Origin of the sequence: Limnohabitans sp. 63ED37-2, assembly GCF_001412535.1 — a bacterium.
Lineage (GTDB): Bacteria > Pseudomonadota > Gammaproteobacteria > Burkholderiales > Burkholderiaceae_C > Limnohabitans_A.
Genome location: NZ_CP011774.1, coordinates 1,979,164 through 2,002,326 on the forward strand (window position 1 = coordinate 1,979,164; position 23,163 = coordinate 2,002,326).

Annotated in this window: 21 protein-coding genes; 10 read left to right on the forward strand and 11 right to left on the reverse strand. The window is 61.3% G+C overall.

What is annotated here, in order from left to right; genetic code table 11:
- Positions 1-8: 8 nt before the first annotated feature.
- Positions 9-869: a SirB1 family protein gene (locus L63ED372_RS09385; protein ID WP_062405575.1), complete on the reverse strand. Its 861-nt coding sequence runs from the start codon at positions 867-869 to the stop codon at positions 9-11.
- A 10-nt stretch (positions 870-879) separates the two neighbouring features.
- Entirely contained in the window at positions 880-2,445 is a 1,566-nt protein-coding gene (murJ, locus tag L63ED372_RS09390; protein WP_062405576.1) for a murein biosynthesis integral membrane protein MurJ, read from the reverse strand.
- Positions 2,446-2,618: 173 nt separating this feature from the next.
- Between murJ and rpsT the strand changes: the two genes are divergently transcribed.
- Entirely contained in the window at positions 2,619-2,921 is a 303-nt protein-coding gene (gene rpsT, locus L63ED372_RS09395; protein ID WP_062405577.1) for a 30S ribosomal protein S20, read from the forward strand.
- A gap of 260 nt (positions 2,922-3,181) precedes the next feature.
- Here the strand turns inward: rpsT and L63ED372_RS09400 are convergent, their stop codons facing one another.
- The gene (locus L63ED372_RS09400; RefSeq protein ID WP_062405578.1) at positions 3,182-3,502 is read right to left on the reverse strand and encodes a DUF3579 domain-containing protein; all 321 of its coding nucleotides are present in this window, start codon (positions 3,500-3,502) and stop codon (positions 3,182-3,184) included.
- A gap of 212 nt (positions 3,503-3,714) precedes the next feature.
- Between L63ED372_RS09400 and L63ED372_RS09405 the strand changes: the two genes are divergently transcribed.
- The 8 genes from L63ED372_RS09405 (at position 3,715) to L63ED372_RS09440 (ending at position 11,947) form a co-directional block, all read left to right on the forward strand.
- Positions 3,715-4,917, forward strand: a complete 1,203-nt coding sequence (locus tag L63ED372_RS09405; RefSeq protein ID WP_062405581.1) for an aspartate aminotransferase family protein — start codon at positions 3,715-3,717, stop codon at positions 4,915-4,917.
- Positions 4,914-5,852, forward strand: a complete 939-nt coding sequence (gene argF, locus L63ED372_RS09410; protein ID WP_062405583.1) for an ornithine carbamoyltransferase — start codon at positions 4,914-4,916, stop codon at positions 5,850-5,852. The genes L63ED372_RS09405 and argF overlap by 4 nt, the downstream gene beginning before the upstream one ends.
- 46 nt (positions 5,853-5,898) lie before the next feature.
- Complete coding sequence (locus L63ED372_RS09415) at positions 5,899-6,207, forward strand: YkgJ family cysteine cluster protein (protein WP_062405585.1); 309 nt, start codon at positions 5,899-5,901, stop codon at positions 6,205-6,207.
- A gap of 68 nt (positions 6,208-6,275) precedes the next feature.
- Positions 6,276-6,914: an arylformamidase gene (gene kynB / locus L63ED372_RS09420; RefSeq protein WP_062405587.1), complete on the forward strand. Its 639-nt coding sequence runs from the start codon at positions 6,276-6,278 to the stop codon at positions 6,912-6,914.
- 23 nt (positions 6,915-6,937) lie between these two features.
- The gene (gene kynU, locus L63ED372_RS09425) at positions 6,938-8,224 is read left to right on the forward strand and encodes a kynureninase (protein WP_197275253.1); all 1,287 of its coding nucleotides are present in this window, start codon (positions 6,938-6,940) and stop codon (positions 8,222-8,224) included.
- A 10-nt stretch (positions 8,225-8,234) separates the two neighbouring features.
- Positions 8,235-9,122, forward strand: a complete 888-nt coding sequence (gene kynA / locus L63ED372_RS09430) for a tryptophan 2,3-dioxygenase (RefSeq protein ID WP_062405589.1) — start codon at positions 8,235-8,237, stop codon at positions 9,120-9,122.
- A gap of 87 nt (positions 9,123-9,209) precedes the next feature.
- Positions 9,210-9,677, forward strand: coding sequence for a (2Fe-2S)-binding protein (locus L63ED372_RS09435; RefSeq protein WP_062405592.1), 468 nt, complete (start codon positions 9,210-9,212; stop codon positions 9,675-9,677).
- Positions 9,674-11,947 (forward strand): xanthine dehydrogenase family protein molybdopterin-binding subunit, encoded by a 2,274-nt coding sequence (locus tag L63ED372_RS09440; protein WP_062405594.1) that lies wholly within the window; start codon positions 9,674-9,676, stop codon positions 11,945-11,947. The genes L63ED372_RS09435 and L63ED372_RS09440 overlap by 4 nt, the downstream gene beginning before the upstream one ends.
- 18 nt (positions 11,948-11,965) lie before the next feature.
- Here L63ED372_RS09440 and L63ED372_RS09445 read toward each other — a convergent pair whose 3' ends face one another.
- The 7 genes from L63ED372_RS09445 to L63ED372_RS09475 all read right to left on the reverse strand — a co-directional run bounded on the left by L63ED372_RS09445 (position 11,966) and on the right by L63ED372_RS09475 (position 18,456).
- Entirely contained in the window at positions 11,966-13,195 is a 1,230-nt protein-coding gene (locus L63ED372_RS09445; RefSeq protein ID WP_062405596.1) for a lytic murein transglycosylase, read from the reverse strand.
- Between the two features lie 144 nt (positions 13,196-13,339).
- On the reverse strand, positions 13,340-14,527 hold the full coding sequence (locus L63ED372_RS09450) for an FAD-dependent monooxygenase (RefSeq protein WP_062407893.1): 1,188 nt from the start codon (positions 14,525-14,527) through the stop codon (positions 13,340-13,342).
- Between the two features lie 72 nt (positions 14,528-14,599).
- A complete protein-coding gene (locus tag L63ED372_RS09455) occupies positions 14,600-15,046 on the reverse strand; it encodes a type II toxin-antitoxin system VapC family toxin (RefSeq protein WP_197275254.1) in 447 nt (148 codons plus the stop codon).
- A 6-nt stretch (positions 15,047-15,052) separates the two neighbouring features.
- Positions 15,053-15,316, reverse strand: a complete 264-nt coding sequence (locus L63ED372_RS09460; RefSeq protein WP_062405601.1) for a type II toxin-antitoxin system Phd/YefM family antitoxin — start codon at positions 15,314-15,316, stop codon at positions 15,053-15,055.
- Between the two features lie 104 nt (positions 15,317-15,420).
- Positions 15,421-16,416, reverse strand: coding sequence for an aldo/keto reductase (locus L63ED372_RS09465; RefSeq protein ID WP_062405603.1), 996 nt, complete (start codon positions 16,414-16,416; stop codon positions 15,421-15,423).
- Between the two features lie 165 nt (positions 16,417-16,581).
- A complete protein-coding gene (locus L63ED372_RS09470; protein ID WP_062405606.1) occupies positions 16,582-17,544 on the reverse strand; it encodes an MBL fold metallo-hydrolase in 963 nt (320 codons plus the stop codon).
- Between the two features lie 192 nt (positions 17,545-17,736).
- Positions 17,737-18,456 carry an alpha/beta hydrolase family protein gene (locus tag L63ED372_RS09475; RefSeq protein ID WP_156343596.1) on the reverse strand — a complete coding sequence of 240 codons (720 nt, stop codon included), beginning with the start codon at positions 18,454-18,456 and terminating at the stop codon, positions 17,737-17,739.
- A gap of 758 nt (positions 18,457-19,214) precedes the next feature.
- On the opposite strand from L63ED372_RS09475, the gene L63ED372_RS09480 reads away from it, so the two are divergent.
- A complete protein-coding gene (locus L63ED372_RS09480) occupies positions 19,215-20,372 on the forward strand; it encodes a saccharopine dehydrogenase family protein (protein ID WP_062405610.1) in 1,158 nt (385 codons plus the stop codon).
- A 191-nt stretch (positions 20,373-20,563) separates the two neighbouring features.
- On the opposite strand, the gene acnB is transcribed toward L63ED372_RS09480, so the two are convergent.
- On the reverse strand, positions 20,564-23,155 hold the full coding sequence (acnB, locus tag L63ED372_RS09485; RefSeq protein WP_062405612.1) for a bifunctional aconitate hydratase 2/2-methylisocitrate dehydratase: 2,592 nt from the start codon (positions 23,153-23,155) through the stop codon (positions 20,564-20,566).
- Positions 23,156-23,163 lie beyond the last annotated feature (8 nt).

The window sequence follows — 23,163 nt, forward strand, 5'->3', positions numbered from 1 at the left end:
TGGGTCTGTCAGAGCGCCGACAGCTCGCTCACCCGGTTGCGCAGGGCCACGGTGTCGGGCCCTGTTGGCACGGCCTCTAGGTAATGCCTCAAATCCTGCAAGGCTTCGTGCACATGCCCCAATTCGGCATGCACCAAGCCCCGGTCGCGCCGCTCAGACCAGACCTCTGGCAACAAAATGACCAAGCGGTCCTGCACCTGCAGCATGCGTGGCCAGTCTTCCTGTGAGCGGAAAATCTCTTTCAAATTGCGCAGCATGCGGGCCAACATGTCGCGCGGTGGGCAGGCTTGCAAATACAAACCCAATGGGGTTTCTCCATCGTCCAAGTCGGGCGCAGCGCTCTGGTCTGCCGGGTCCCGAAAAGGGCTCAGGCGCTCGGACAAACTCTCCAGCCCCAAGGACTCACCCGTCAGTGGATCCAGCACCACCAAGCCCCCTTCGAGTGCCACTTTGACCAAAAAGTGGCCGGGGAAAGAAATGCCCTGGGCATTGAGCTCCAGCGCTCGGGCCAGCTCCAGCCAAATCACCGCCAAAGAAATCGGGATGCCTCGGCGCGTGCGCAGCACCTCGAAGATGTAGCTGTTCTCAGGAGCGTAATAGTCGTTGGCGTTCACCCCAAAGCCCAGGTCTTTGTAGAAGACCTGCGTCAGGATGGCCAAGCGGGTCAGGTCATCGGCCTCGTCGGGCATGCGTGCCGTGACCCGTTTGAGCAAACGCGCCACATCGTCCAGCACCTGCTGAACGTCGAGGGTGGGCTCTTCGTCCTGGCCAAGACTGGCGGCCGCCTCCAGCAAAGGAAAGTGCTCATCGCTTTGCACCAAGCTGGCAAAGTAACCCAAAGGGGTAGGGGCAGAAAAAGTCAGCGGCATGAGAAATCCTTCAACGCTTGAGGAAGGCCTTGAGCCGCAAACCCGTGGCCCACAACACACCAAAATAAAGCAAGGCCGAGGTCGCCAAAACGGTCACCATCCAACCGATGCGCAGCCAGGCCTCTTGGCGCATGGCCACCCAGGGCAAATGGTTCGCGGCGAACCACAGCAAACCTGTCAACAAAGCCGTGGCCAGCAGCACCTGCAAGCCAAAGCGCCACCAGCCGGGCTGCGGCTTGTAACTGCCCCGGCGCAGCAGGCCCACCAACAGCCACAAGGCATTGACCAAAGCGCCCAAACCAATAGACAGCGCCAGCCCGGCGTGGGCCAAATAAGGCACCAGTAACACGTTGAAAAATTGGGTGAGCACCAACACGATCACCGCGATGCGCACCGGGGTGCGGATGTCCTGACTGGCGTAGTAGCCTGGGGCCAGCACCTTGATGGCCACCAGACCCAGCAAGCCCACGCCATAGCCGGTCAGGGCCAAGGTGGTTTGCTGCACATCGCGATCGGTGAAGGCCCCGTAGTGGTAAAGCACCGACACCATCGGCTGAGAAAACACCAGCAAAGCCGCCGCACAGGGCAAAGCCAGCAGCAGCACGAGGCGCAAGCCCCAGTCGAGCATGGCGGCATAACGCTCGCTGTCCCCCGTGGCTTTGGCGGCTGCCAATTGCGGCATCAGCACCACGCCCAAAGCCACGCCCAAAATGGCGGTCGGAAACTCCATCAAACGGTCGGCATAGGTCAACCAGCTGACGCTGCCCGGCGCCAGGTGCGAGGCGATCTGCGTGTTGATGAGCAAGGAAATTTGGGCCACCCCCACGCCCAGCAAGGCTGGGCCCATCAGGCGCAAGATGTTCAAGGTGGCGGGGTTGGTCCAAGCTTTTTGAACAGCGCGGGGGCCGACACCCAAACGGGGCAACAAACCCAGCCGGGACAAGGCCGGAATCTGCACCGCCAACTGCAGAGCCCCGCCCACCATCACCCCCACAGGCAAGGCATAGATGGCCTCCACACCCTGCTTGGCCAACCAGGGCGACAAAAACCAGGTGGCTGCAATCACACTCACATTCAGCAGCACGGGCGTGGCCGCAGGCACGGCAAATCGCTTCCAGGTGTTCAAAATGCCGGCCGACAAAGCCACCATGGACATGAAGGCGATGTAGGGAAACATCCAGCGCGTCATGTTGACAGCAGCTACGTAGCCCCGGGCGTCTTGCTGCAAACCACTGGCCATCAACCAGACCAGCCAGGGCGAGACCAGAACACCCAAGATGGACAAAGCCAAAACCGACCAGGCCAGGGCCGTGGCCACGCTGTCAATCACTTCCTGGGTGGCCTGGTCGCCATGCTGGGCGCGGCTGGCAGCCAGCACGGGCACGAAGGCCTGGCTAAAAGCCCCTTCGGCAAACAGCCGCCGAAACAGGTTGGGAATGCGGAAAGCCACATTAAAAGCGTCGGTGAGGGCGCTGGCGCCGAACATCGAGGCGATCAGCAACTCGCGCACCAAACCCGTGACCCGGGAGGCCAGGGTAAAAATCGACACAACAGAGGCAGATCGGAGGAGGCTCACAGGGTTTGAGTGTAGCGGCCACTTCCGAGCATGTCCGCCATGCCACGGTTCCGTGAGGGATTGGAGCGCAGGCATGGCTTGGCGGTGCGCCAGCAGTGGCGAACACCGTTTGAAGGTCTGCTAGAATGTTGGGTTCGCTGGACATCATCCTCAGACACTGAAAGAACTTTTATATGGCATCCGCTAAACCCAAAAAGAAAAACCCCCGTCTTGCTTCCGGCCGTAAACGCGTCCGCCAAGACGTCAAAATCAACGCTGCGAACTCTTCGCTGCGCTCTAAATACCGCACTGCTGTGAAGAACGTCGAAAAGGCGGTCTTGGCAGGCGACAAAACCAAAGCCACAGAGTTGTTTGCCAAGATGCAAACCGTGGTGGACACCATTGCCGACAAGGGCATTTTCCACAAGAACAAGGCTGCTCGTGACAAGAGCCGCCTGAGCGCCAAAGTCAAGACTTTGGCTCTCGCCGCAGACTGATCCGCTCTAACAGATCAACAGCCCGGCGAGGCTTAGTCCTCGCTGCCGTTTGAAACGGGTGCGCTGTCCACGAACACTGAACCGCCTTGGTGCAAACCTTGGCGGTTTTTTCATGGGCGCTCTCAATTCGCTGGGGGCAGGGCATTGGCGGGTTCCTCATGACTCGCTTCGCTCGTAAAAATCGTCACCCACCAATGCCCTGCCCCAGCTGAGCGAACGGGCCATAAAAAAACCGCCCTTGGGCGGTTGGTTCTTGGGTCTTATTGGGGTGGAGGTGGATCAGGCAACAAACAGGCCTCGGCCACTTGCAAGCCGTTGTCACGCGCAAAGTTCATCACGAAATCCCAGGCCATGACGTTGTGATCGCGAAGTTCGTGGTTCACGATCACACACTTGATCCCGGCCAGTGTGGTGGGAATGCACCAAGGGGAATAGCTCAAGTGGCTGCCGGGAACCGCGCCGCCGGGTCGAAAGGGGCTCATGACGCCCGCCAAGCGTTCGGCCCAGTCGCTGGGTCTGAAAGGCTTGCCGTCCTGGGTGATGCCCTGGATGAAAACTTCTTTGGCGTTGTTGGAAACCATCGGATAGAGGTGTGAATCAATCGGACCCGCAGCGCGGGATCACCGCCCACGGGTTAACCCAAGTATTGTATCTTATATAAGACTTGAGACCACCACAAAACCCCTCAGTGAATGGCAGAAATGGACGGACAAGGACCGGCCCTTTCTGCCTCTAAAATCTGGTTTCAGCGGCCCTTCTTCGTTGGGCCGATTTTTATTTCAGGAGTTCACGCATGTCCGCTTTCATTGAAGCCGCCTCACCGCACACCATGAACACCTATGGCCGACTGCCGATCGCACTCAGCCATGGTCAGGGTTGCAGAGTCTGGGACGTCAATGGCAAGCCCTACCTCGATGCCCTCGCTGGCATCGCTGTGAACACCTTGGGCCACAACCACCCCGATCTGGTGCCAGCGCTGCAAGACCAGCTGGCCAAAATGATCCACAGCTGCAACTACTTTCATGTGCCCAACGCCGAAGTGTTGGCGGCCAAGCTGGTGGAGTTGTCGGGCATGACGAACGTGTTTTTCTGCTGCACGGGCCTCGAAGCCAACGAGGCGGCCATCAAGCTGGCCCGCAAATATGGCCACGACAAGGGCATCGACAAGCCCGAGATCGTGGTTTATGAAAAGGCCTTCCACGGCCGCAGCATCGCCACCCTGAGCGCTACCGCCAACGAGAAGCTGAAAAAAGGCTTTGGCCCCATGCTCGAAGGTTTTGTGCGTGTGCCGGTCAACGACATCGAAGCCCTGAAAAAAGCCACCGAGGGCAACCCGAATGTGGTGGCCGTGTTCATGGAAACCATCCAGGGCGAAGGCGGCATCAACCCGATGCGCATCGAATACCTGCAACAAGTTCGCGCCCTGTGCGACCAAAAAGACTGGTTGATGATGATCGACGAGGTGCAGTGCGGCATGGGCCGCACCGGCAAATGGTTCGCCCACCAGTGGGCAGGCATCGTGCCTGACGTGATGCCTCTGGCCAAAGGCCTGGGCTCGGGCGTGCCGATTGGTGCGGTGGTGGCCGGCCCCAAAGCCGCCCACATCTTCCAGCCCGGCAACCACGGCACCACTTTTGGCGGCAACCCGCTGGCCATGCGGGCGGGGGTCGAAACCATCCGCATCATGGAAAAAGACGGCCTGATGGCCAACGCCGCCAAAGTCGGTGCGCATTTGCGCTCTGCACTGGAAAAGGCTCTGGCAGGCGTGCAAGGCGTCAAAGAAGTGCGTGGCCAGGGCTTGATGCTGGGCATCGAGCTGGACCGCCCTTGCGGCCCCATCTGGAGCCGCGCCGCCGAAGCCGGTCTGCTGCTGAGCGTCACGGCCGACAGCGTGATACGCCTGGTGCCTCCGCTCATCATGACCGAAGGCGAAGCCGACGAAGTCGTGGCGATTTTGGTGCCCCTGATCAAGACCTTTTTGGCGGAGCCCGCATGAGCCTGACCCCACCTGTGCCCGTGCGGCACTACCTGCAGTTCACCGACCTCACGGCCGACGAATACGCACACCTGTTTGCACGCGCCGCCGAGATCAAACGCAAGTTCAAGGCCTACGAAAAATACCACCCGCTGGCCGACCGCACGCTGGCCATGATTTTTGAAAAGGCCAGCACCCGCACCCGAGTGAGCTTTGAGGCGGGCATGTACCAACTGGGCGGCTCGGTGGTGCACCTGACCACGGGCGACAGCCAGCTGGGCCGATCCGAGCCCATCGAAGACAGCGCCCGCGTGATCAGCCGCATGACCGATTTGGTCATGATCCGCACCTACGGGCAAGACAAGATCGAGCGTTTTGCGTCGCACTCGCGTGTGCCCGTCATCAACGGCCTGACCAACGAGTTTCACCCCTGCCAGATCCTGGCGGACATCTTCACCTACATCGAGCACCGTGGCGCTATACAGGGCAAGACCGTGGCCTGGGTGGGTGACGGCAACAACATGGCCAACACCTGGCTGCAAGCGGCCGAGTTGCTGGGTTTCACGGTGCACCTGAGCACGCCCAGCGGCTACGAGGTGGACCAGGCCGTGGCCGGTTTGCGCAGCCCCGACAGCTACAAAATCTTCAAAGATCCCGAAGACGCCTGCCGAGGCGCCGACCTGGTCACCACCGACGTGTGGACCAGCATGGGCTACGAAGCCGAGAACGAAGCGCGCAAAAAAGCCTTTGCCGATTGGTGCGTAGACGAAGCGATGATGAAAGTGGCCAAGCCCGACGCCCTGTTCATGCACTGCCTGCCTGCGCACCGGGGCGAAGAAGTCAGCGCCGAAGTCATCGACGGCCCGCAATCAGTCGTCTGGGACGAAGCTGAAAACCGCATGCATGTGCAAAAAGCCCTGATGGAGTTTTTGCTGCTGGGTCGCGTCCAGGCCTGATCTGTCACCCCGGACCCGATCCGGGGCCGCAACCTCTTTTCGCCCCATGTCCCACTGCACCACTTGCGGCGCTTGCTGTGTGAGTTTTCGGGTGGACTTTTCCGTCTACGAATACGAAGAAGGCGGCGGTGATGTGCCCGCTGGGCTGGCCTCGCCCATCACCGAGCACACTTGCCGCATGCGCGGCACCGACCACAGCCCGCCGCGCTGCGCGGCGCTCTACGGCAAGACCGGTGAAAAGGCCATTTGCGGCATCTACGAATGGCGGCCCTCCCCCTGCCGCGAATTTGAAGAAGGCAGCCCCGCCTGCGAACAAGCCCGCCGCCGTCACGGCTTGCCTCCACTGAACCCCTGAAGTCTTTTTCTCGTTTGTTGGAAATAACCGACACCACGGTTTTTTGGGCGGTGCTACCTTCACTCACCATGAATAAACTTTGGGACAAACTCTGGGACATTTCCCCTCCTGTGGGCGCACAAAGCCCGGTCTTTCCGGGCGACACGCCCTACAGTCAGCAATGGGCCGCCACGCTGTCGGACACATGCCCCGTCAACGTGAGTGCCATCACCCTGTCGCCGCATGTGGGCGCACACGCCGATGCCCCGCTCCACTATGACCCGCAAGGCGCGGCGGTGGGCGCTTTGGACCTGCTGCCCTTTCTGGGCCGCTGCCGCGTCATCCATGCCATCGATGCGGCCCACTTGATCACCATCGCCCACTTGCAACACGCCCTGAACGACGTGCCCGAGCGCCTGCTGGTGCGCACCTACCGCCAGTTCCCAAGCCAACACTTCGACACCCAACTCACCGCCTTTGACCCTGCCTGCGTGCAGCACCTGGCCGACTTGGGCGTGCTGCTGATCGGCACCGACAGCGCCAGCATTGACCCGGCCGACAGCAAGCAACTGCCCAGCCACCAGGTGATCCGCCAGCGCGGCCTGCGCGTGCTGGAAAACCTGCTGCTCGACGAGGTGCCCGAAGGCGATTACGAACTGATCGCCCTGCCCCTCAAACTCATGAGCGCCGACGCCAGCCCTGTGCGGGCCGTCTTGCGTGAACTTTGAAACACTCTTTGTCAAACACTCCCATGATGAACCTCACCCCCACCTTGCAAGACTGCGAACTGTTGGATTTACAAGACCCCTTGCGCAGCCTGCGCGAGCAATTCGATTTGCCACACGGTGTGATTTACCTGGACGGCAACTCGCTGGGCGTGCTGCCCAAAACCGCACCGGCCCGCGTGGCCCATGCCGTCACTCACGAATGGGGCACCGACCTGATCAAAAGCTGGAACACCTCAGGCTGGTTCACCCTGCCCCAGCGTGTGGGCGACAAAATTGCCCGCGTCATCGGTGCCCAGCCAGGCGAAGTGATCGCGGCGGACAGCACCTCGATCAACCTGTTCAAAGTGCTGGCCGCCGCGCTGCACATCGCCAAGGCCGACCACCCGCACAAAACCAAAATCGTCAGCGAACGCAGCAACTTTCCCACCGACCTGTACATCGCAGAAGCCTTGTGCAAAGAACGCGGTTACACCCTGCAACTGGTCGAGGCCGATGAGATCGCGGCTGCGCTGCAAGCCGATGTGGCGGTGCTCATGCTCACCCATGTGAACTACCGCACCGGGGCCATGCACAACATGCAGGCCGTCACCGCACAGGCCCACGCCCAAGGCATCCTCACCGTGTGGGACTTGGCGCACAGCGCAGGTGCCGTGCCCGTTGACCTGAACGGCTCAGGGGCCGACTTTGCGGTGGGCTGCGGCTACAAATACCTCAATGGCGGCCCCGGCGCACCCGCCTTTGTGTGGGTGCACCCGCAACACACCGACCGCTTTTGGCAACCGCTGGCCGGCTGGTGGGGCCACGCCGCACCCTTTGCCTTCACACCCGACTACCAACCCGCCCAAGGCATCACCCGCTACCAATGCGGCACCCAACCCATCTTGAGCCTCACGGCACTCGACTGCGGGCTCGACGCCTTTTTGGCCGCCGAGGCGCTGGGCGGCATGGCCGCGCTTCGCCAAAAATCGCTGGCCCTCACGGGCCTGTTCATGCAACTGGTGCGCACGCGTCTGCACGGCCACGGCTTTGGCATCGCCACACCGACTGAGGAAGCCCTGCGCGGCTCGCAAGTGAGCCTGACCCGCGCAGAAGGCGCTTACGCCATCGTGCAAGCCCTGATCGCACGCGGCGTGATTGGCGACTTCAGGGCGGGCGATGGCGGTTTGCACGCCGACATCCTGCGATTTGGCTTCACGCCGCTGTATGTGGGCTATGCCGACGTGTGGCAAGCCGCAGAGCACCTGTGCCAGGTCATGCAAAGTGGCGAATGGCAAGACGCCCGCTTTGCACAAAAAAACGCCGTGACCTGAAAGGCACCTGATGAGTTCATGTCCTTTCCACACCCCGAACACCGACACCGCAGGGGGCGATTCAGCGGGTGAACGCATCGTGCACGAAGAAAAAGCCCAGCTCGACTTTGATGGTCGCATGAGCTACGGCGACTACCTGCAACTCGACGCCATCCTGAACGCGCAAAAACCGCTCTCGCCCGACCACAACGAGATGCTGTTCATCGTGCAGCACCAGACCAGCGAGCTGTGGATGAAGCTGATGCTGCACGAGCTGCAAGCGGCCATGGCGGGCATTGCGCAAGACCAGTTGCCCGACGCCTTCAAAAAGCTCGCCCGCGTCAGCCGCATCATGGAGCAGCTGGTGCACGCCTGGGACGTGCTGGCCACCATGACGCCGCCTGAATACAGCGCCATTCGCCCGTATCTCGCGCAGTCGAGTGGTTTCCAGAGCTGGCAATACCGCTGCATCGAGTTTGCGATGGGCAACAAAAACGCGGCCATGCTGCAGCCCCACGCGCACCGCCCTGATCTGTCGGCCATCGTGCAAGCGGCTTACGAAGCGCCCTCGCTGTACGACCAATGCCTGCGCCTGCTTCAACGCCGCGGCCTGGAGGTGCCAGACACCCACACCCAACGCGATTGGCGACAGCCCTACCCGGCCAGTGCTGAGGTCGAAAATGCCTGGCTGGTGGTCTACCGCAACCCGCAGCAACACTGGGACCTGTACCAGCTGGGCGAAGAGTTGACCGACCTGGAGGACGCCTTCCGCCTGTGGCGCTTTCGGCATGTGACCACGGTGGAGCGCGTGATTGGCTTCAAACGCGGCACCGGGGGCACCGGCGGTGTGAGCTACTTGCGCAAGATGCTGGACACCGTGCTTTTTCCAGAAATTTGGACACTCCGCACGCAACTGTGAAGTGACTCACCCAGCGCAGATCTACCAGCGACAAAGAAGTGCATTCATTTGCACTAACATGCCTGTTTCCATCACAGGGGATACGACTTGCAACTGAACATCAACGGCCAAAGCCACACCGCCACCTCCGATCCCAGCACCCCCTTGCTGTGGGTGCTGCGCGATGAATTGAATCTCACGGGCACCAAATTCGGCTGCGGCATTGCCGCTTGTGGGGCCTGCACGGTGCATGTGGACGGCCAGCCCGTGCGCTCTTGTGTGACGCCCACATCGGCTGTGGCCAATCGCCCCATCAAAACCATCGAATCCTTGGGCACGGCAGAAAAGCCCCACCCCCTGCAAGCCGCATGGATCGCTGAGCAGGTGCCGCAATGTGGTTACTGCCAAAGCGGCATGTTGATGGCCGCTGCCGCCTTGCTGGACAAAAACCCCCGGCCCAGCGACGCCGACATCGACGCCGCCATGACCAATCTGTGCCGCTGCGGCACTTACCAACGTGTGCGGGCGGCCATCCACCGGGCGGCTGCTGCCATGAAGAAAGGCGGTGCCGCATGAAACGCCGCACCTGGATTTTGAGCGCCCTGGGCGTTACCGGCGCACTGGTCGTGGGATGGGGCGCGATGCCCGCCCGCTCACGCTTGGGCTCGCCCGAATTGATGCTGCCCACACAAGGCGATGTGGCACTGAACGGCTGGATCAAGATCGCCGCCGATGGTGCCGTGGTGCTGGCCATGCCGCGCAGCGAGATGGGCCAAGGCGTGCACACCGCGCTGGCCATGCTGGTGGCCGAAGAGCTGGACGTGCCCCTCGCCCGCGTGCGCCTGGAACAAGCCGCGGCCGACAGCATTTACGGCAACGTGGCCATGCTGGTGGCCAGCCTGCCCTTTCACCCGCTGGACAGCGAGGGGGAAAAACCCGCCAAGATCAAATTGGCCGAGTGGATGGTGGGCAAAATCGCCCGCGAACTGGGCATCAATGCCACAGGCGGATCGTCTTCAGTAGCCGACCTGTGGGAGCCGCTGCGCATGGCCGCCGCCACCGCACGCGCCAGCCTGGTGCAAGCTGCGTCCAGCGCCTGGAAGGTGCCCGCCAACGAGATCACCGTGCGCGAGGGCGTGATGCAACACGCCTCCGGCCAGAAAGCGCATTACGGCCAAATGGGTGCCGCAGCAGCAGGCAGCACCCCGGCCAACATCACCCCCAAAGCCCGCGCGGACTGGAAGCTGATCGGCCAAAGCGCAGCACGCAACGACATCCCCGCCAAAGTCATGGGCCAAGCGCAATTCGGCATGGACGTGCGCTTACCCGGCATGCTGTTTGCGGCCGTGCGCATGAACCCGGTGCTGGGTGGCGCAGCCGCCACCATGGACACCCAGGCCGCACTGGCCCTGCCGGGCGTGAGCCAAGTGGTGGCGCTGGACGCTTGGGGCGGCGGCACAGGCGGTTTGGCCGTCGTGGCCAGCAACACCTGGCAGGCCCGCCAAGGCGCACAAGCCGTGAAGGTGCAGTGGCCCGCAGCTGCTGCGGGTGCATCAGGTGCCGTAGACACCACCCGCATCCAGGCCGACCTGCTCAATGCCCTGAACACCGAAAGCGGCTTCACCTTCCACGAGCAAGGCCTGCCACTCAAGGCCGAGCAAACGGCGGCCAGCCGCATCGACGCGCTGTACCAGGCGCCCTACCTGGCCCACGCCACCATGGAGCCGATGAACTGCACCGCGCAAGTCAAATACGGCAAGGTGGAAGTCTGGGTGCCCACGCAGGTGCCGCAGATGGCGCGTGCCATGGCCGCCAAAGTGGCCGGGGTCAAAGAAGACCAAGTCACCGTGCATGTGACGCTGCTGGGCGGTGGTTTTGGCCGCAGGCTGGAGGTCGACTTTGTCGGCCAGGCCGTGCAAGTGGCCATGGCCTGCAAGGGCGCACCCGTGCAACTGGTCTGGTCGCGCGAAGAAGACATGACACACGACTTTTACCGCCCGATGCACCTGGCCAAATTCCAGGCGTCCATCGACGCTCAAGGCGAGGTCAGCAGTTTGCGCATCAAGTCGGCGGGCGACGCCATCACCCCGCGCTGGATGGCACGCGCCGCGCCGCACCTGTCTGGCCCCATCGACATGCCCGACAAAACCACATCCGAAGGCCTGTTCGATTTGCCCTACGGCTTTTTGAACCAGCACATGAGCCATGTGGCCACCAAGTCTGGCGTACCCGTGGGTTTTTGGCGCTCGGTGGGCCATTCGCACAACGCTTTTTTCTCGGAAAGCTTCATCGACGAGCTGGCCGTGGCCACGAAACAAGACCCGCTGGCCTTTCGCCTGAACTTGTTGAAAGACGCCCCGCGTTATGCGGCCGTGCTGCAGCTGGCCGCAAAACAAGCAGGCTGGGGCCAACCTTTGCCCGCAGGCCGCGCTCAAGGTATCGCCCTGCACAAGTCATTCGGCTCCATCGTGGCACAAGTGGCCGAAGTTTCGGTCGAGCAAGGCCAGATCCGTGTGCACCACGTGGTCTGCGCCATCGACTGCGGCACCGTGGTCAACCCGGACACCGTGGCCCAGCAAATGCAAAGCAGCGTGGTCTATGCGCTGAGCGCTGCGCTGTTCGGCCAAATCGACATCGTGGGTGGCGTGGTGCAGCAAAACAACTTTCCGAGCTACCCCATGGTCACGCTCAGCCAGGCCCCGCTTGTGGAAACCCACATCGTGCCCAGCACCCGCCACCCGGCGGGCGTGGGCGAACCCGCCGTGCCGCCGCTCGCCCCGGCCCTGGGCAATGCGCTGTTCGCTTTGACGGGTAAACGGCTGAGGGCTCTGCCGCTCAAGGTCTGAGCCCAGCCCTCGGTTGAATCATCCGCCGCGCAAAGCCTTGAGGATTTTCTGGCCACCACGGCCATTGGCCTCTAGGCCCAAGCGCTTTTGTTCAGCGCGGATCGCCTCGCGCGATTTGTCGCCCAACATGCCGTCAATGGGGCCGATGTCGTGGCCGCGCATCACCAGCAGGCCTTGCAACTCGCGCCGCTCAGCGCGTGACAGGCCCGCGTCATCGGTGGGCCAAGGTGTGGCAAATGGGCCACCGCCGCGCAGGCGGTCGCTCAAGTGGGCAATCGCCAGGCCATAGCTTTCAGCGGCGTTATAGCTGTAGAGCGCGTCAAAGTTGCGCGTGACCAAAAAGGCGGGGCCATTGGCCCCCGCCAGCGTCAGCAAACCGACCGAGCCTAAGCTAGCAGGCAAGGCCGAGCCGTCCACCCGGCGCACGCCGCGCGCAGCCCAATCGGCCACCGGGCGCTTCGTCCGGCGGCCCTCGCCTGCCAAGGACATGCCTGCAGGCAGCTTGACTTCGATGCCCCAGGGCAAGCCACTTTGCCAACCCGCACGGGCCAAAAAATTAGCGGTCGAACCCAGCGCGTCCACGCTGCTGTCCATCAAGTCTGCGCGGCCGTCGCCATCAAAGTCCACCGCCAGGCGCTCGAAGGTGCTTGGCATGAACTGGGTGTGGCCAAAGGCCCCCGCCCAAGAGCCCACAAAACGCTCAGGCGCGATGTGCCCGGCCTGCAAAATGCGCAGCGCCGAGAAAAATTCACCTCGGAAATAACTTTGCCGCCGCCCGTGACACGACAGCGTACCCAGCGCCTGAACCAGCGGGTATTTGCCAAAGGTCTGACCAAAATTGCTCTCCACGCCCCACACAGCGACCACTGTGGCCGGGTCCACACCAAAACGTTGCTCCGCGCGTTCGAGCGCCTGGCGGTGTTCAGTCAATCGGGCCTGGCCATCGGCCACACGCTCCTCGTCCACCAGGGCCGACATATAGTCCCAAATGGCGGTGCGAAACTCGGGCTGAAAGTTCAGCTTTTCAATGACGCTGAAGTCGGCCTGCAGCCCCGCCGTGTGGCGCGCCCAAGTGGCGTCGCTCACTTTGCCGTTGCGCGATGCAGGTCGCAGCTCGGCCATGCAGGCCGACAAATCGGTGCTTTGCGCCCACGCGCTGTGTGATGTCCAAGAAGCGGCGAAGACCGCGCTCAGGCAGGCGGCGCGAACCCAGGCCTTGGTGCTTGGGATGAATTGGCTGGATGGCATGAAAAAAGGTCCCTGAATTGGCGAATGGCGTGGGCAACGCGCCAGCGACTGTACAGCGGAAGTCCGGCGGATGGCAAAGACTTGGTAGAAGCCGCTTTTAACGGTGAATTCTGCCCCCCATTGGGCGCCCTGAAAGCTCGACTTTCAGTGGCCTATTGGCCCCCCCCCATACAACCAAGGCACGTCCATCACCCGCTCACCCATGAGCCGCATCGACAAGTTGCGCCCCAGCGCCACAGCGCCTTGGGCGTGAAAGATGCGTCCGTTGCGGATGGCCCGTGCTTGCACGCGGGCGTTGCGCGCCCAGCGTGCTTGGGCATAGGCCTTTAATTGCTCGGTCACCGTCGCTTTGTCAATGCACAAGCATTGCGCCAAAACCTGAGCATCCTCAATGGCCATGCCCGCGCCCTGCGCCAAATACGGCCGCATGGGATGCGCCGCATCCCCCAGCAAAGCTACGCGGCCTTGTGCCATTTGATTGGCCCCATTCAAGGGCTCTCGGTCGTGCAGGGCCCACTGCCGCCAGGCGGGCACCGAGGCCAAACGCTCGTGCAAATCGTGGCCCACAGCGCCCATGGCCTGCATCAGCGCCTGGGTGTGCCCGACCTGGTCCCAGTCTTGAGATGGCTCGGGTTTGGCACCGTGCACGATGGCCACGAGGTTGAGCCACTGCCCGCTGCGCACCGGGTAATGCACCACATGCAGTCGCGGCCCCATCCACACGGTGACTTGGTCGCTGCGCAAGTGCGCAGGCAAATCGGCCTGCGCCACCAAAGCCCGGTAAGCCAAGTGCCCGGTAAAGCGCGCCGGGGCATCGCCCAGCAGTTGCTGGCGCACGGCGCTCCACACGCCGTCAGCACCGATCAAGGCACCGGCTTGCACGCCAGGTCCATCAGCAGTATTCACCTGCACACCGTCAGCGGTCTCGCACCAGTCATGAACGGTCTGACCCAGCCGCATGTCCACCCCCGCAGCTTGGGCCGCCCGATGTAATAGGCCCTGCAAATCGGCACGGTGTATGGTGGCGTAAGGCGCGCCATACAGAGCTTGAGCCCGCTCGCCCAAGGGCAAGGTGCCCAGCACCTGCCCGGTTTGGGCATCGCGCGCTTGCAGCTGCTTCGGAAAAGCGGCCACCTGCGCCAGCGCCTCGCCCAAGCCCCAGGCCTGCAAGATGCGCGTCACGTTCGGCCCAATCTGGATGCCCGCGCCCACCTCGCTGAGCTGCGCTGCGCGCTCAAGCAACTGCACCGGCGCGCCTTGCTGCGTACACGCGACAGCAGCGGCCAGGCCGCCAATGCCGCCGCCTGCAATCAACACCTGTTGGTGTGCCATGTTTGTCATGCTTAGATTGTGCGCGAAGCCCCACCAGTTCGGATCTCTGCCAATGCGAGGCATGAACGTGTTTTAAGGACCCATCAACACAGGCAAACCCTGCACCGCCGAAAAGTCTCGGTCATGCGTGACCAATGCAGCCGCCCCGATTTCTAAGGCCGAGGCCAATTGCACCGCATCGGGCAACTTGAGTCGGTATTGCACCCGCAGCTGGGCAGCCAGACTGGCCACCGCAGCGGACAAGGGCACCACTTGGTAAGCGCCCAGAGCCGTCTCGTAGCGTTTGGCCAAAGCCGTTTGGCCCGCTTTTAAAGGCCCGGTCAGCACTTCGGCCAAGCTCACAGTGCTCAAGGCCAGCTGAATCTGACCGCGCTCAGCGGCTTCAAACAGGCCCACAAAACGGGGCGCGAATTCGACATGGTCTTCGAGCAGGTAAATCCAGGGCGCTGTGTCCACGAGCACCGTGGCCCCCTCACTCAAGCCGCCCCACAGCGCGCCAGAAGCTCGGGCACGGGTCACCACCACTCAAGCCCACTCATCGCGCAGTTGCGCCACCGCTGTGGCCGCGCACTCTGACCACAGGCCTCGGCCCGAGCCACGCAAGGCCAGAACACCGACTTGCTTCAAAGAACGGGCTTGTTCTTCACGCCACTGCTCAACCGGGACCACCACCGCCACCGGTTTTCCGTGGCGCGTGATCACGCTGCTGTAGCCTGCCACCGCCTCAGAGGCGATGAGCGGTAACTGCGCCCGGGCTTGTTCGAGTCCGTATTGCGGGTTGTCTGACATGGTCAACTCCTTGATTTCCGTACAGACTGTACAGTAATTTTTGCACCCTTGCCAGCGGCGACAGAAGCCCCCTGCGAAGCCCAATCGGAACAATGGTATTGATTTCAGCGCCCGTTCAAAGGATAAGACGGATCGTTGTAACCCGGTGTGGACGGGTGTCCGGGGGCCACCAGGCTGTTGACCAGGGCCTCGTCTTCGGCGGTGATGCTCACCTCCAAAGCGCCTGCGTAGTCTTGCCACTGCGCCAACGTGCGCGGCCCGGCAATGACCGCGCTCACATGGCGGTTGGCCAGCACCCAGGCGGTGGCAAAGTGCGCCAGCGACACACCTTTGGCCTCGCAATGTTGGCGCAGGGTTTGCGCAATCTGCAGCGACTCTTCGCGGAACTCGGTCTCCAAAATGCGCTTGTCACCCCGCGCAACACGGCTGCCCTCTGCAGGGGCCTGGCCGGGCGCATATTTGCCCGTGAGCACACCACGCGCAATCGGGCTGTAGGGCACCACACCCATGCCGTAGTGCCCGCAGGCCTCCAGGATTTCCACCTCGGGCAAGCGGTTGAGCAGGTTGTAATAAGGCTGACACACCACGGGGCCGGGCATGTTCATCTGGCGGGCCATGTTGACCATCTCGGCGATGCGCCAGCCCCTGAAGTTGGATACACCCCAGTAACGGATCTTGCCGTCACGCAGCAAGGCCTCGATGGCCCGCAAGGGCTCTTCCAGGTCCATGCCGTTGCAGTCGCGGTGCAGGTAGTAAATGTCCAAGTGATCGGTGGCCAATCGGCGCAGACTGTCTTCACAGGCCCGCAGCATCCAACTGCGCGAATAAGCCTGGTGGTTGGGCAGGTCCGACATGGCGTTGCCCACCTTGCTGGCCAACACCCAGCGGTGGCGCTGGCCTTTGAGTAACTGGCCCACGATCTCTTCTGATTTTCCGAGCGTGTACACGTCGGCGGTGTCGATGAAGTTGCAACCCTTGTCTTGTGCATCGGCCACGATGGAGCGTGCGTCTTCCAGCGGTGTCTGGTCACCAAACATCATGGTGCCCAGGCACAGGCGCGACACTTTCAGAGGGCTTTTGCCCAGAGTGGTGAATTTCATGTCATGGTCTCCGAAAAAAAGGATGTGGGATGCAGCCTTTGGGTTGTTGCGCTTGGCGCAGCAAACATATTAGCCATGCGCTGTGTTAGTCCCTGTCCAAAACGGACACAAAAAAGCCCGCGCTGTTGGGCGCGGGCTGGGTTGGGGCGCTGCGGCTGAGGGGGATCAGGCCATCGGCACAAACTGGTAACCATTGCCCGAGGGCGTGATGGAGCCAAAAGCCGGGAAGGGAAAGTGGAAACCACCGGCCACCATTTTTTCTTTGACCAGCATGTCAAAGATCTTGCGTCGTGTTTGACGGGCCATTTCTGGGTTCATGTCAAACAAAACCGCCCAGTCTGGGTTGCGGGCAAACAAAGACGGCACGTTGGTGATGTCGGCCACGTAGGCAAAAGACTGGCCCTCGGAGCGCACCGTGAACAAGGTGTGGCCCGGGGTGTGGCCAAAGGCGGCGACCGACTGGATGCCTGGGGCCACTTGGGTGCCCGGCTCGAACTTGACCAATTGGTCCGAAGTCAAGCCATGGAGGGCACGCTTGACACCGGCAAAAGCACCTTGCATTTGTGCAGGCGCGGCGGCGATGCGGGCTTCGTCCGTCCAGAAGGCGTGCTCGGGTGCGGGCACATGCACGCGGGCATTCGGATAAACCAGGTTGCCATTTTTGAAGCGCAAACCGTTGATGTGGTCGCCATGGAAATGGCTGAGCACCACGTTGTTGATGTCTTCGGGCTTGAAACCCGCAGCGGCCAAGTTGCCCAGCAGCTTGCCGGTGGTGGGCGGGCCATTGTCGGCAAAGCCGGTGTCAAACAAATAGCGCTGATTGCCGTTGATCAGCAAAAACGGGGTGTAGGGCACATCGATGTAGTCGGTGGGAAGATTTTGTGAGGCCAGCAAGGCCTTGACCTGGTCCAGCGGCACGGCGGGCACAAACTCCTGACCCAGAGGGCGTCGAACGGCACCATCGTTCAAGGCGATGACCTCCATCGTGCCCAACTTCATACGCCTGAAGCCGACCGATGGCAACTCGGGTGCACCGAACTGAGGGGTGTTTTGTGACCAAACGGATGAAAAGGTCAAGGCGCTTGCGCCTGCAAGGCCTGTACCTAAGAAATGGCGACGATTGAGCATAAGTTCTCCAAAAAATTCACTTGAACCTTACGCTCTGCGCGAGCATTGTTCAGAGCGCCGACCATTGACCATGCTCGCTGCTGGGATATGCAGCGATGAAGCAACAAAGAACTCTGAGTCGGGCCTGCCTTAAAGCAGCACCTTCGAGGCGACCCCCAATCCGGGCAATTTCAGCACCCATCAGCTCCAGATTCAGGGGTAGCTCGCTTTGATGGCCTTCATGAGGTCAGCCACAAAACGGTTGGCTGCGCTTGAGCTGGCGCCAATCCAGCCAAAGCGTTGGGAAGCCGTGGGGCCCGAGCCGTAAGTGCGCATACCCCGATCGACAGGCCCCGCCAACAAGCCATGGGCCGCCTCGTCGTAGAACCAGAATTCCACCGGCTGTCCCTCGGCCTTGAGTTGCTCGCCCCACTGAAAAGGCGAAAGCCCCTGCGCTGTTGGATTGACCTGAAGGCTGCAGCGTTGGGCCGTGCCTGGCGCTGCGCCTTCGGCGGGCTGATTCACCACACAAGGGTCGGTGCGCAGATGCATCCAGTCCTCTGCCGTTCTGCCGCCGTAGTTGTCGATCTTGCCGAACACCATTTTCAAGGGCACCCGAATCTGATCGGGCATGCCAATGCCTGCCGATGGTGCCCCCTCAGAAAACACCATGCGGACATGCGCGGGATCGACCACAGCGGCCATGTTCAGCGCCACACTGCCGCCGTTGGACAAACCATGGATGTACAGGCGTGTGGTGTCAATGCGGGCGTTTTGACGAATCCAGTGGTAAGCCCCAAGGGTGGCTTTGAAGATCATGCGCTGGCGCGATTCATTGGTGGTGCCCGTCAAAAACAACGAGGTGCCACGGTACTGAAAGCCGTTCATTTCATAGGCATCAAACAACAAGGTGGCGACACCGCGCGCATTCATTCGCCGAACCATTTCCTGCTCGGCGGAACCGGGGCCATTGCCCCCGTGGGCAATGATCATCAAAGGCGGCTTGTCCGCGAGCTTGTCCGCAAAAAGACCTGGCATCGACAACTGAACGGAACGGTGGCAAGGATCGAACTCGGCCAATGGCCCTCGGACACGATGAAACCCAGGTCGAATTTCAAGCAACTGGGCCACGCCCGCGGTCGCAGGTCGGCAATCGGATTGAGCATACGCCGTGGTCACGAAGAGCATGGCGGCAAGGACTGTGTACGCTCTGGAGCGTTGTAAGGCAAAAGCCATTAAAAAGCCTCCTCAAAGTTATGGGTGACCGCCGCCCATAAAAGGGGCGTGAATGCATCAACGCATGCGGCTTGATCGGGTGTCGCAAACGCAAATCAGCTGCGCCAAAACGACGTATCCAACGATAAACCGGTTTTCAAATGAACAGGAAAATCCACGACATGAGTGACAGACTCCAACACGACCGTTCTTGAGTCCCCCGCACAGATGGCCCTCTCAGGGCAATTTGTTTTCACTGCAAAGCCGCTCAAACTGCCACGCCCTCCTCCGTCCGCCCTCTCCATGAAATCATCCAATTGAAATGGCTCACCGTCATTGCTTTTGGGGACTTGCGATTAAAAATGAAGTGATAGGATTAATTTCCGATCCAGGCCAACAGCGAAGCTGTTGATTTGGCGTTGTCGCAAGAACCCGAGTTGGCATGACCTGCTTGACGCATGAATGAAAGAGCATGAATGAAAGAATTTGACATCGTGGTGCATGGTGCCACTGGTTTCACGGGCCGTTTGGTGATCGAATATTTGTTGAAGCAATCAACTGGCCTGCGCTGGGCCATGGGCGGGCGCAGTGCCAGCAAACTGGCTGCCGTGCGGGACGAAGTGGGCGCACCCGCTGACACGCCTTTGGTGGTGATCGACAGCGAAGACCCGGCCAGCCTGCAGGCCCTGATGACCCGCACCCGCTTGGTCTTGACCACGGTGGGGCCTTATCAGATGTACGGCAGCGGCTTGGTCAAAGCCTGCGCCGAGGCCGGTGTCGACTACGTGGACCTGTGCGGTGAGCCGGCCTGGATGCGCCAGATGATTGATGCGCACCATGCCGCAGCGCAAGCCAGCGGGGCGCGAATTGTGTTTTCCTGCGGTTTTGACTCCATTCCCTTTGATCTGGGCGTGTTGATGCTGCAAGGCGAGATGCAGCAGGGTTTTGGCTCGCCCGCTTCCCGTGTGCGGGGCCGTGTGCGCAAGATGAAAGGTACCTTTTCGGGCGGCACCGCAGCCAGTTTCAAGGCCACCATGGCGGCCGCTGCCAGCCAGCCTGGTGTGCTGGACTTGCTGAAAAATCCTTTCTCTTTGACACCTGGATTTACCGGCCCCAAGCAACCGACCGCGCACAAACCCATGATCGATGAGGTGCTGGAAGTGTGGGTGGCCCCCTTTGTGATGGCGACCATAAACACCCGCAATGTGCACCGGTCCAACTTTTTGCTCAATCAAGCCTGGGGGGCAGACTTCGTCTACGACGAAATGGTCATCACAGGTCCTGGCGACAAAGGCCAAGCCATGGCCGAAGCGATTGCTGCGGATAAAAGCATGAGCGGTGCCGATGTTCTGAAACCGGGCGAAGGCCCTTCGCGGGCGGAGCGCGATGCCGGCTCTTACGACGTTTTGTTCATCGGCCACAACACTGCCGGTCAAACCTGCCGCGTGAGCGTGCAAGGCGACCGCGACCCCGGCTACGGCAGCACCTCCAAAATGATCAGCGAAGCGGCCATCTGCTTGCTGCAAGACGCTACCCAAACACCGGGCGGCATCTGGACCCCAGCCTCCAGCATGGGAAAAAAATTGATCGATCGTTTGCAGGCCCATGCAGGCTTGACGTTTCGCGTGGAATAAGGATTTCCCATGTCCAAAGCCACCCGCCGCATTGAAGGCTTGAGACCTTGGATCTAGGATCAACCTAACGCGCGGATGTCGGTGCTGTGGCTGATGAACGCGAACGTGCACAACACCCCGCTTGAGCACCCCAAGCAAAACGGCCCCGGAATCGCTCCCGGGGCCGTTTCTTTTGACTCAGAGAGTCACACTCAGGCAGCCACGCCCTTCGCGTTCTCGACGTACTCTTCAATCTGGTTGAAGTTCAGGTACTTGTAGATCGCTGCGCCGTCTTTGTTCACGATGCCCATGGCTTCGTGGTACTCGGCGACGGTTGGGATGTGGCCCAGCTTGGACGCAATCGCGGCCAACTCGGCACTGGCCAAGAACACGTTGGTGTTCTTGCCCAAGCGGTTGGGGAAGTTGCGCGTGCTGGTGGACACGACCGTAGCGCCTTCGCGCACCTGGGCTTGGTTGCCCATGCACAGCGAGCAGCCGGGCATCTCGGTGCGGGCACCGGCAGCGCCGAAGTTGGCGTAGTGGCCTTCTTTGATCAGCTCGCTCTCGTCCATCTTGGTCGGTGGGGCGACCCACAGCTTGACGGGGATGTCGCGGCTGCCGCCGAGCAGCTTGGCCGCAGCGCGGAAGTGGCCGATGTTGGTCATGCACGAACCGATGAAGGCTTCGTCGATCTTGGTGCCGGCGACGTCGGACAAGAACTTGGCGTCGTCCGGATCGTTGGGACAGCACAGAATCGGCTCTTTGATCTCGTTCATGTCGATCTCGATGACATGCGCGTATTCGGCGTCCTTGTCGGCCTCGAGCAGGTTGGGCGCGTCAAGCCAGGCCTGGACCTTCTCGATGCGGCGCTGCAGCGTGCGCTTGTCTTCGTAGCCGTTGGCGATCATGTTTTGCATGAGCACGATGTTGGACTTCAGGTACTCCTCGACCGGCTCTTTGTTCAGCTTGATCGTGCAACCGGCGGCCGAGCGCTCGGCAGACGCGTCGGACAATTCAAACGCTTGCTCGACCTTGAGGTTGGGCAGGCCTTCAATTTCCAAGATGCGGCCAGAGAACTCGTTGATCTTGCCGGACTTGGCCACGGTCAAGAGGCCCTTCTTGATGGCGTACAGCGGAATCGCGTGCACCAAATCGCGCAGGGTCACGCCGGGCTGCATTTCGCCTTTGAAGCGAACCAGGATGGACTCGGGCATGTCCAAAGGCATCACGCCTGTGGCAGCACCGAAGGCCACCAAGCCCGACCCAGCGGGGAAGGAAATGCCAATAGGGAAACGGGTGTGCGAGTCGCCACCGGTACCGACGGTGTCGGGCAACAACAGGCGGTTGAGCCAAGAGTGGATCACGCCGTCACCGGGGCGCAAGGACACGCCGCCGCGGTTGCTGATGAAGGCTGGCAGTTCGCGGTGGGTCTTGACGTCAACGGCCTTGGGGTAAGCAGCGGTGTGGCAGAAAGACTGCATCACCATGTCGGCGCTGAAGCCCAAGCAGGCCAAGTCTTTCAACTCGTCGCGGGTCATCGGGCCGGTGGTGTCTTGTGAACCCACGGTGGTCATCTTGGGTTCGCAGTAAGTACCGGGGCGCACGCCCTGGCCTTCTGGTAAACCAACCGCACGGCCAACCATTTTCTGGGCCAGCGTGAAACCGGCCTTGGTCGATGTGGGCACGGTGGGCAAGCGGAACACGGTGGAAGCGGGCAGGCCCAAGAACTCACGCGCCTTGGCGGTGAGCGAGCGGCCAATGATCAAGTTGATGCGGCCACCAGCGCGCACTTCGTCAAACAGCACATCGCTCTTGAGCTGGAAAGTGGTCACGGTCTCGCCGTTCTTGACGATCTTGCCTTCGTAGGGCAGCACGTCAACCACATCGCCCATATTCAGACCCGACACGTCCACTTCGATGGGCAATGCGCCGGAGTCTTCTTGGGTGTTGAAGAAGATGGGGGCGATCTTGCCGCCCAAAGTCACACCGCCGAAACGCTTGTTGGGCACAAAGGGAATGTCTTCACCAAAGCCCCAGATGATGCTGTTGGTGGCGGACTTGCGGCTGGAGCCGGTGCCGACCACGTCACCCACGTAAGAGACCAAGTGACCTTTTTTCTTGAGTTCTTCGATCATGGCCATGGGGCCACGCTTGCCGTCTTCCTCAGGCTTGAACGGTGCGCCTTCGCGGGTGTTTTTCAACATCGCCAGGTAGTGCAGCGGGATGTCGGGGCGGCTCCAGGCGTCTGGGGCGGGCGACAGGTCGTCGGTGTTGGTCTCACCAGGCACCTTGAAGACAGTGATGGTGATTTTCTTTTCGACTTCAGGGCGGGTGGTGAACCACTCGGCATCGGCCCAGCTTTGCATGACTTCTTTGGCCTTGGCGTTGCCAGCTTTGGCTTTTTCAGCGACGTCGTTGAAGAAGTCAAACATCAGCAATGTTTTCTTCAGGCCTTCAGCGGCCACAGCGGCCACTTCGGCGTTGTCGAGCAGCTCGATCAAGGGGTGCACGTTGTAGCCACCCACCATGGTGCCGAGCAACTCGGTGGCCTTGGCTTTCGAGACCAAGCCCACGCTGATTTCGCCGTGGGCGACAGCTGCCAGGAAAGAGGCTTTGACCTTGGCCGCATCGTCCACACCCGGTGGCACGCGGTGGGTCAACAGGTCCATCAAAAAGGCGTCTTCGCCAGCGGGTGGGTTCTTGATCAGTTCGATCAGTTCGGCCACTTGTTTGGCATCCAAAGGCAAGGGTGGGATGCCCAATGCAGCGCGTTCGGCTGCGTGTTCACGGTACGCTTTCAACATGGTTTTTT

Coding starts and splice junctions, on each gene's coding strand:
- L63ED372_RS09385 (WP_062405575.1), bottom strand. CDS start 869: ATGCCGCTGACTTTTTCTGCCCCTACCCCTTTGGGTTACTTTGCCAGC.
- rpsT (WP_062405577.1), top strand. CDS start 2,619: ATGGCATCCGCTAAACCCAAAAAGAAAAACCCCCGTCTTGCTTCCGGC.
- L63ED372_RS09400 (WP_062405578.1), bottom strand. CDS start 3,502: ATGGTTTCCAACAACGCCAAAGAAGTTTTCATCCAGGGCATCACCCAG.
- L63ED372_RS09405 (WP_062405581.1), top strand. CDS start 3,715: ATGTCCGCTTTCATTGAAGCCGCCTCACCGCACACCATGAACACCTAT.
- argF (WP_062405583.1), top strand. CDS start 4,914: ATGAGCCTGACCCCACCTGTGCCCGTGCGGCACTACCTGCAGTTCACC.
- L63ED372_RS09415 (WP_062405585.1), top strand. CDS start 5,899: ATGTCCCACTGCACCACTTGCGGCGCTTGCTGTGTGAGTTTTCGGGTG.
- kynB (WP_062405587.1), top strand. CDS start 6,276: ATGAATAAACTTTGGGACAAACTCTGGGACATTTCCCCTCCTGTGGGC.
- kynU (WP_197275253.1), top strand. CDS start 6,938: ATGATGAACCTCACCCCCACCTTGCAAGACTGCGAACTGTTGGATTTA.
- kynA (WP_062405589.1), top strand. CDS start 8,235: ATGAGTTCATGTCCTTTCCACACCCCGAACACCGACACCGCAGGGGGC.
- L63ED372_RS09440 (WP_062405594.1), top strand. CDS start 9,674: ATGAAACGCCGCACCTGGATTTTGAGCGCCCTGGGCGTTACCGGCGCA.
- L63ED372_RS09445 (WP_062405596.1), bottom strand. CDS start 13,195: ATGCCATCCAGCCAATTCATCCCAAGCACCAAGGCCTGGGTTCGCGCC.
- L63ED372_RS09450 (WP_062407893.1), bottom strand. CDS start 14,527: ATGGCACACCAACAGGTGTTGATTGCAGGCGGCGGCATTGGCGGCCTG.
- L63ED372_RS09460 (WP_062405601.1), bottom strand. CDS start 15,316: ATGTCAGACAACCCGCAATACGGACTCGAACAAGCCCGGGCGCAGTTA.
- L63ED372_RS09465 (WP_062405603.1), bottom strand. CDS start 16,416: ATGAAATTCACCACTCTGGGCAAAAGCCCTCTGAAAGTGTCGCGCCTG.
- L63ED372_RS09470 (WP_062405606.1), bottom strand. CDS start 17,544: ATGCTCAATCGTCGCCATTTCTTAGGTACAGGCCTTGCAGGCGCAAGC.
- L63ED372_RS09475 (WP_156343596.1), bottom strand. CDS start 18,456: ATGAATGCGCGCGGTGTCGCCACCTTGTTGTTTGATGCCTATGAAATG.
- L63ED372_RS09480 (WP_062405610.1), top strand. CDS start 19,215: ATGAAAGAATTTGACATCGTGGTGCATGGTGCCACTGGTTTCACGGGC.
- acnB (WP_062405612.1), bottom strand. CDS start 23,155: ATGTTGAAAGCGTACCGTGAACACGCAGCCGAACGCGCTGCATTGGGC.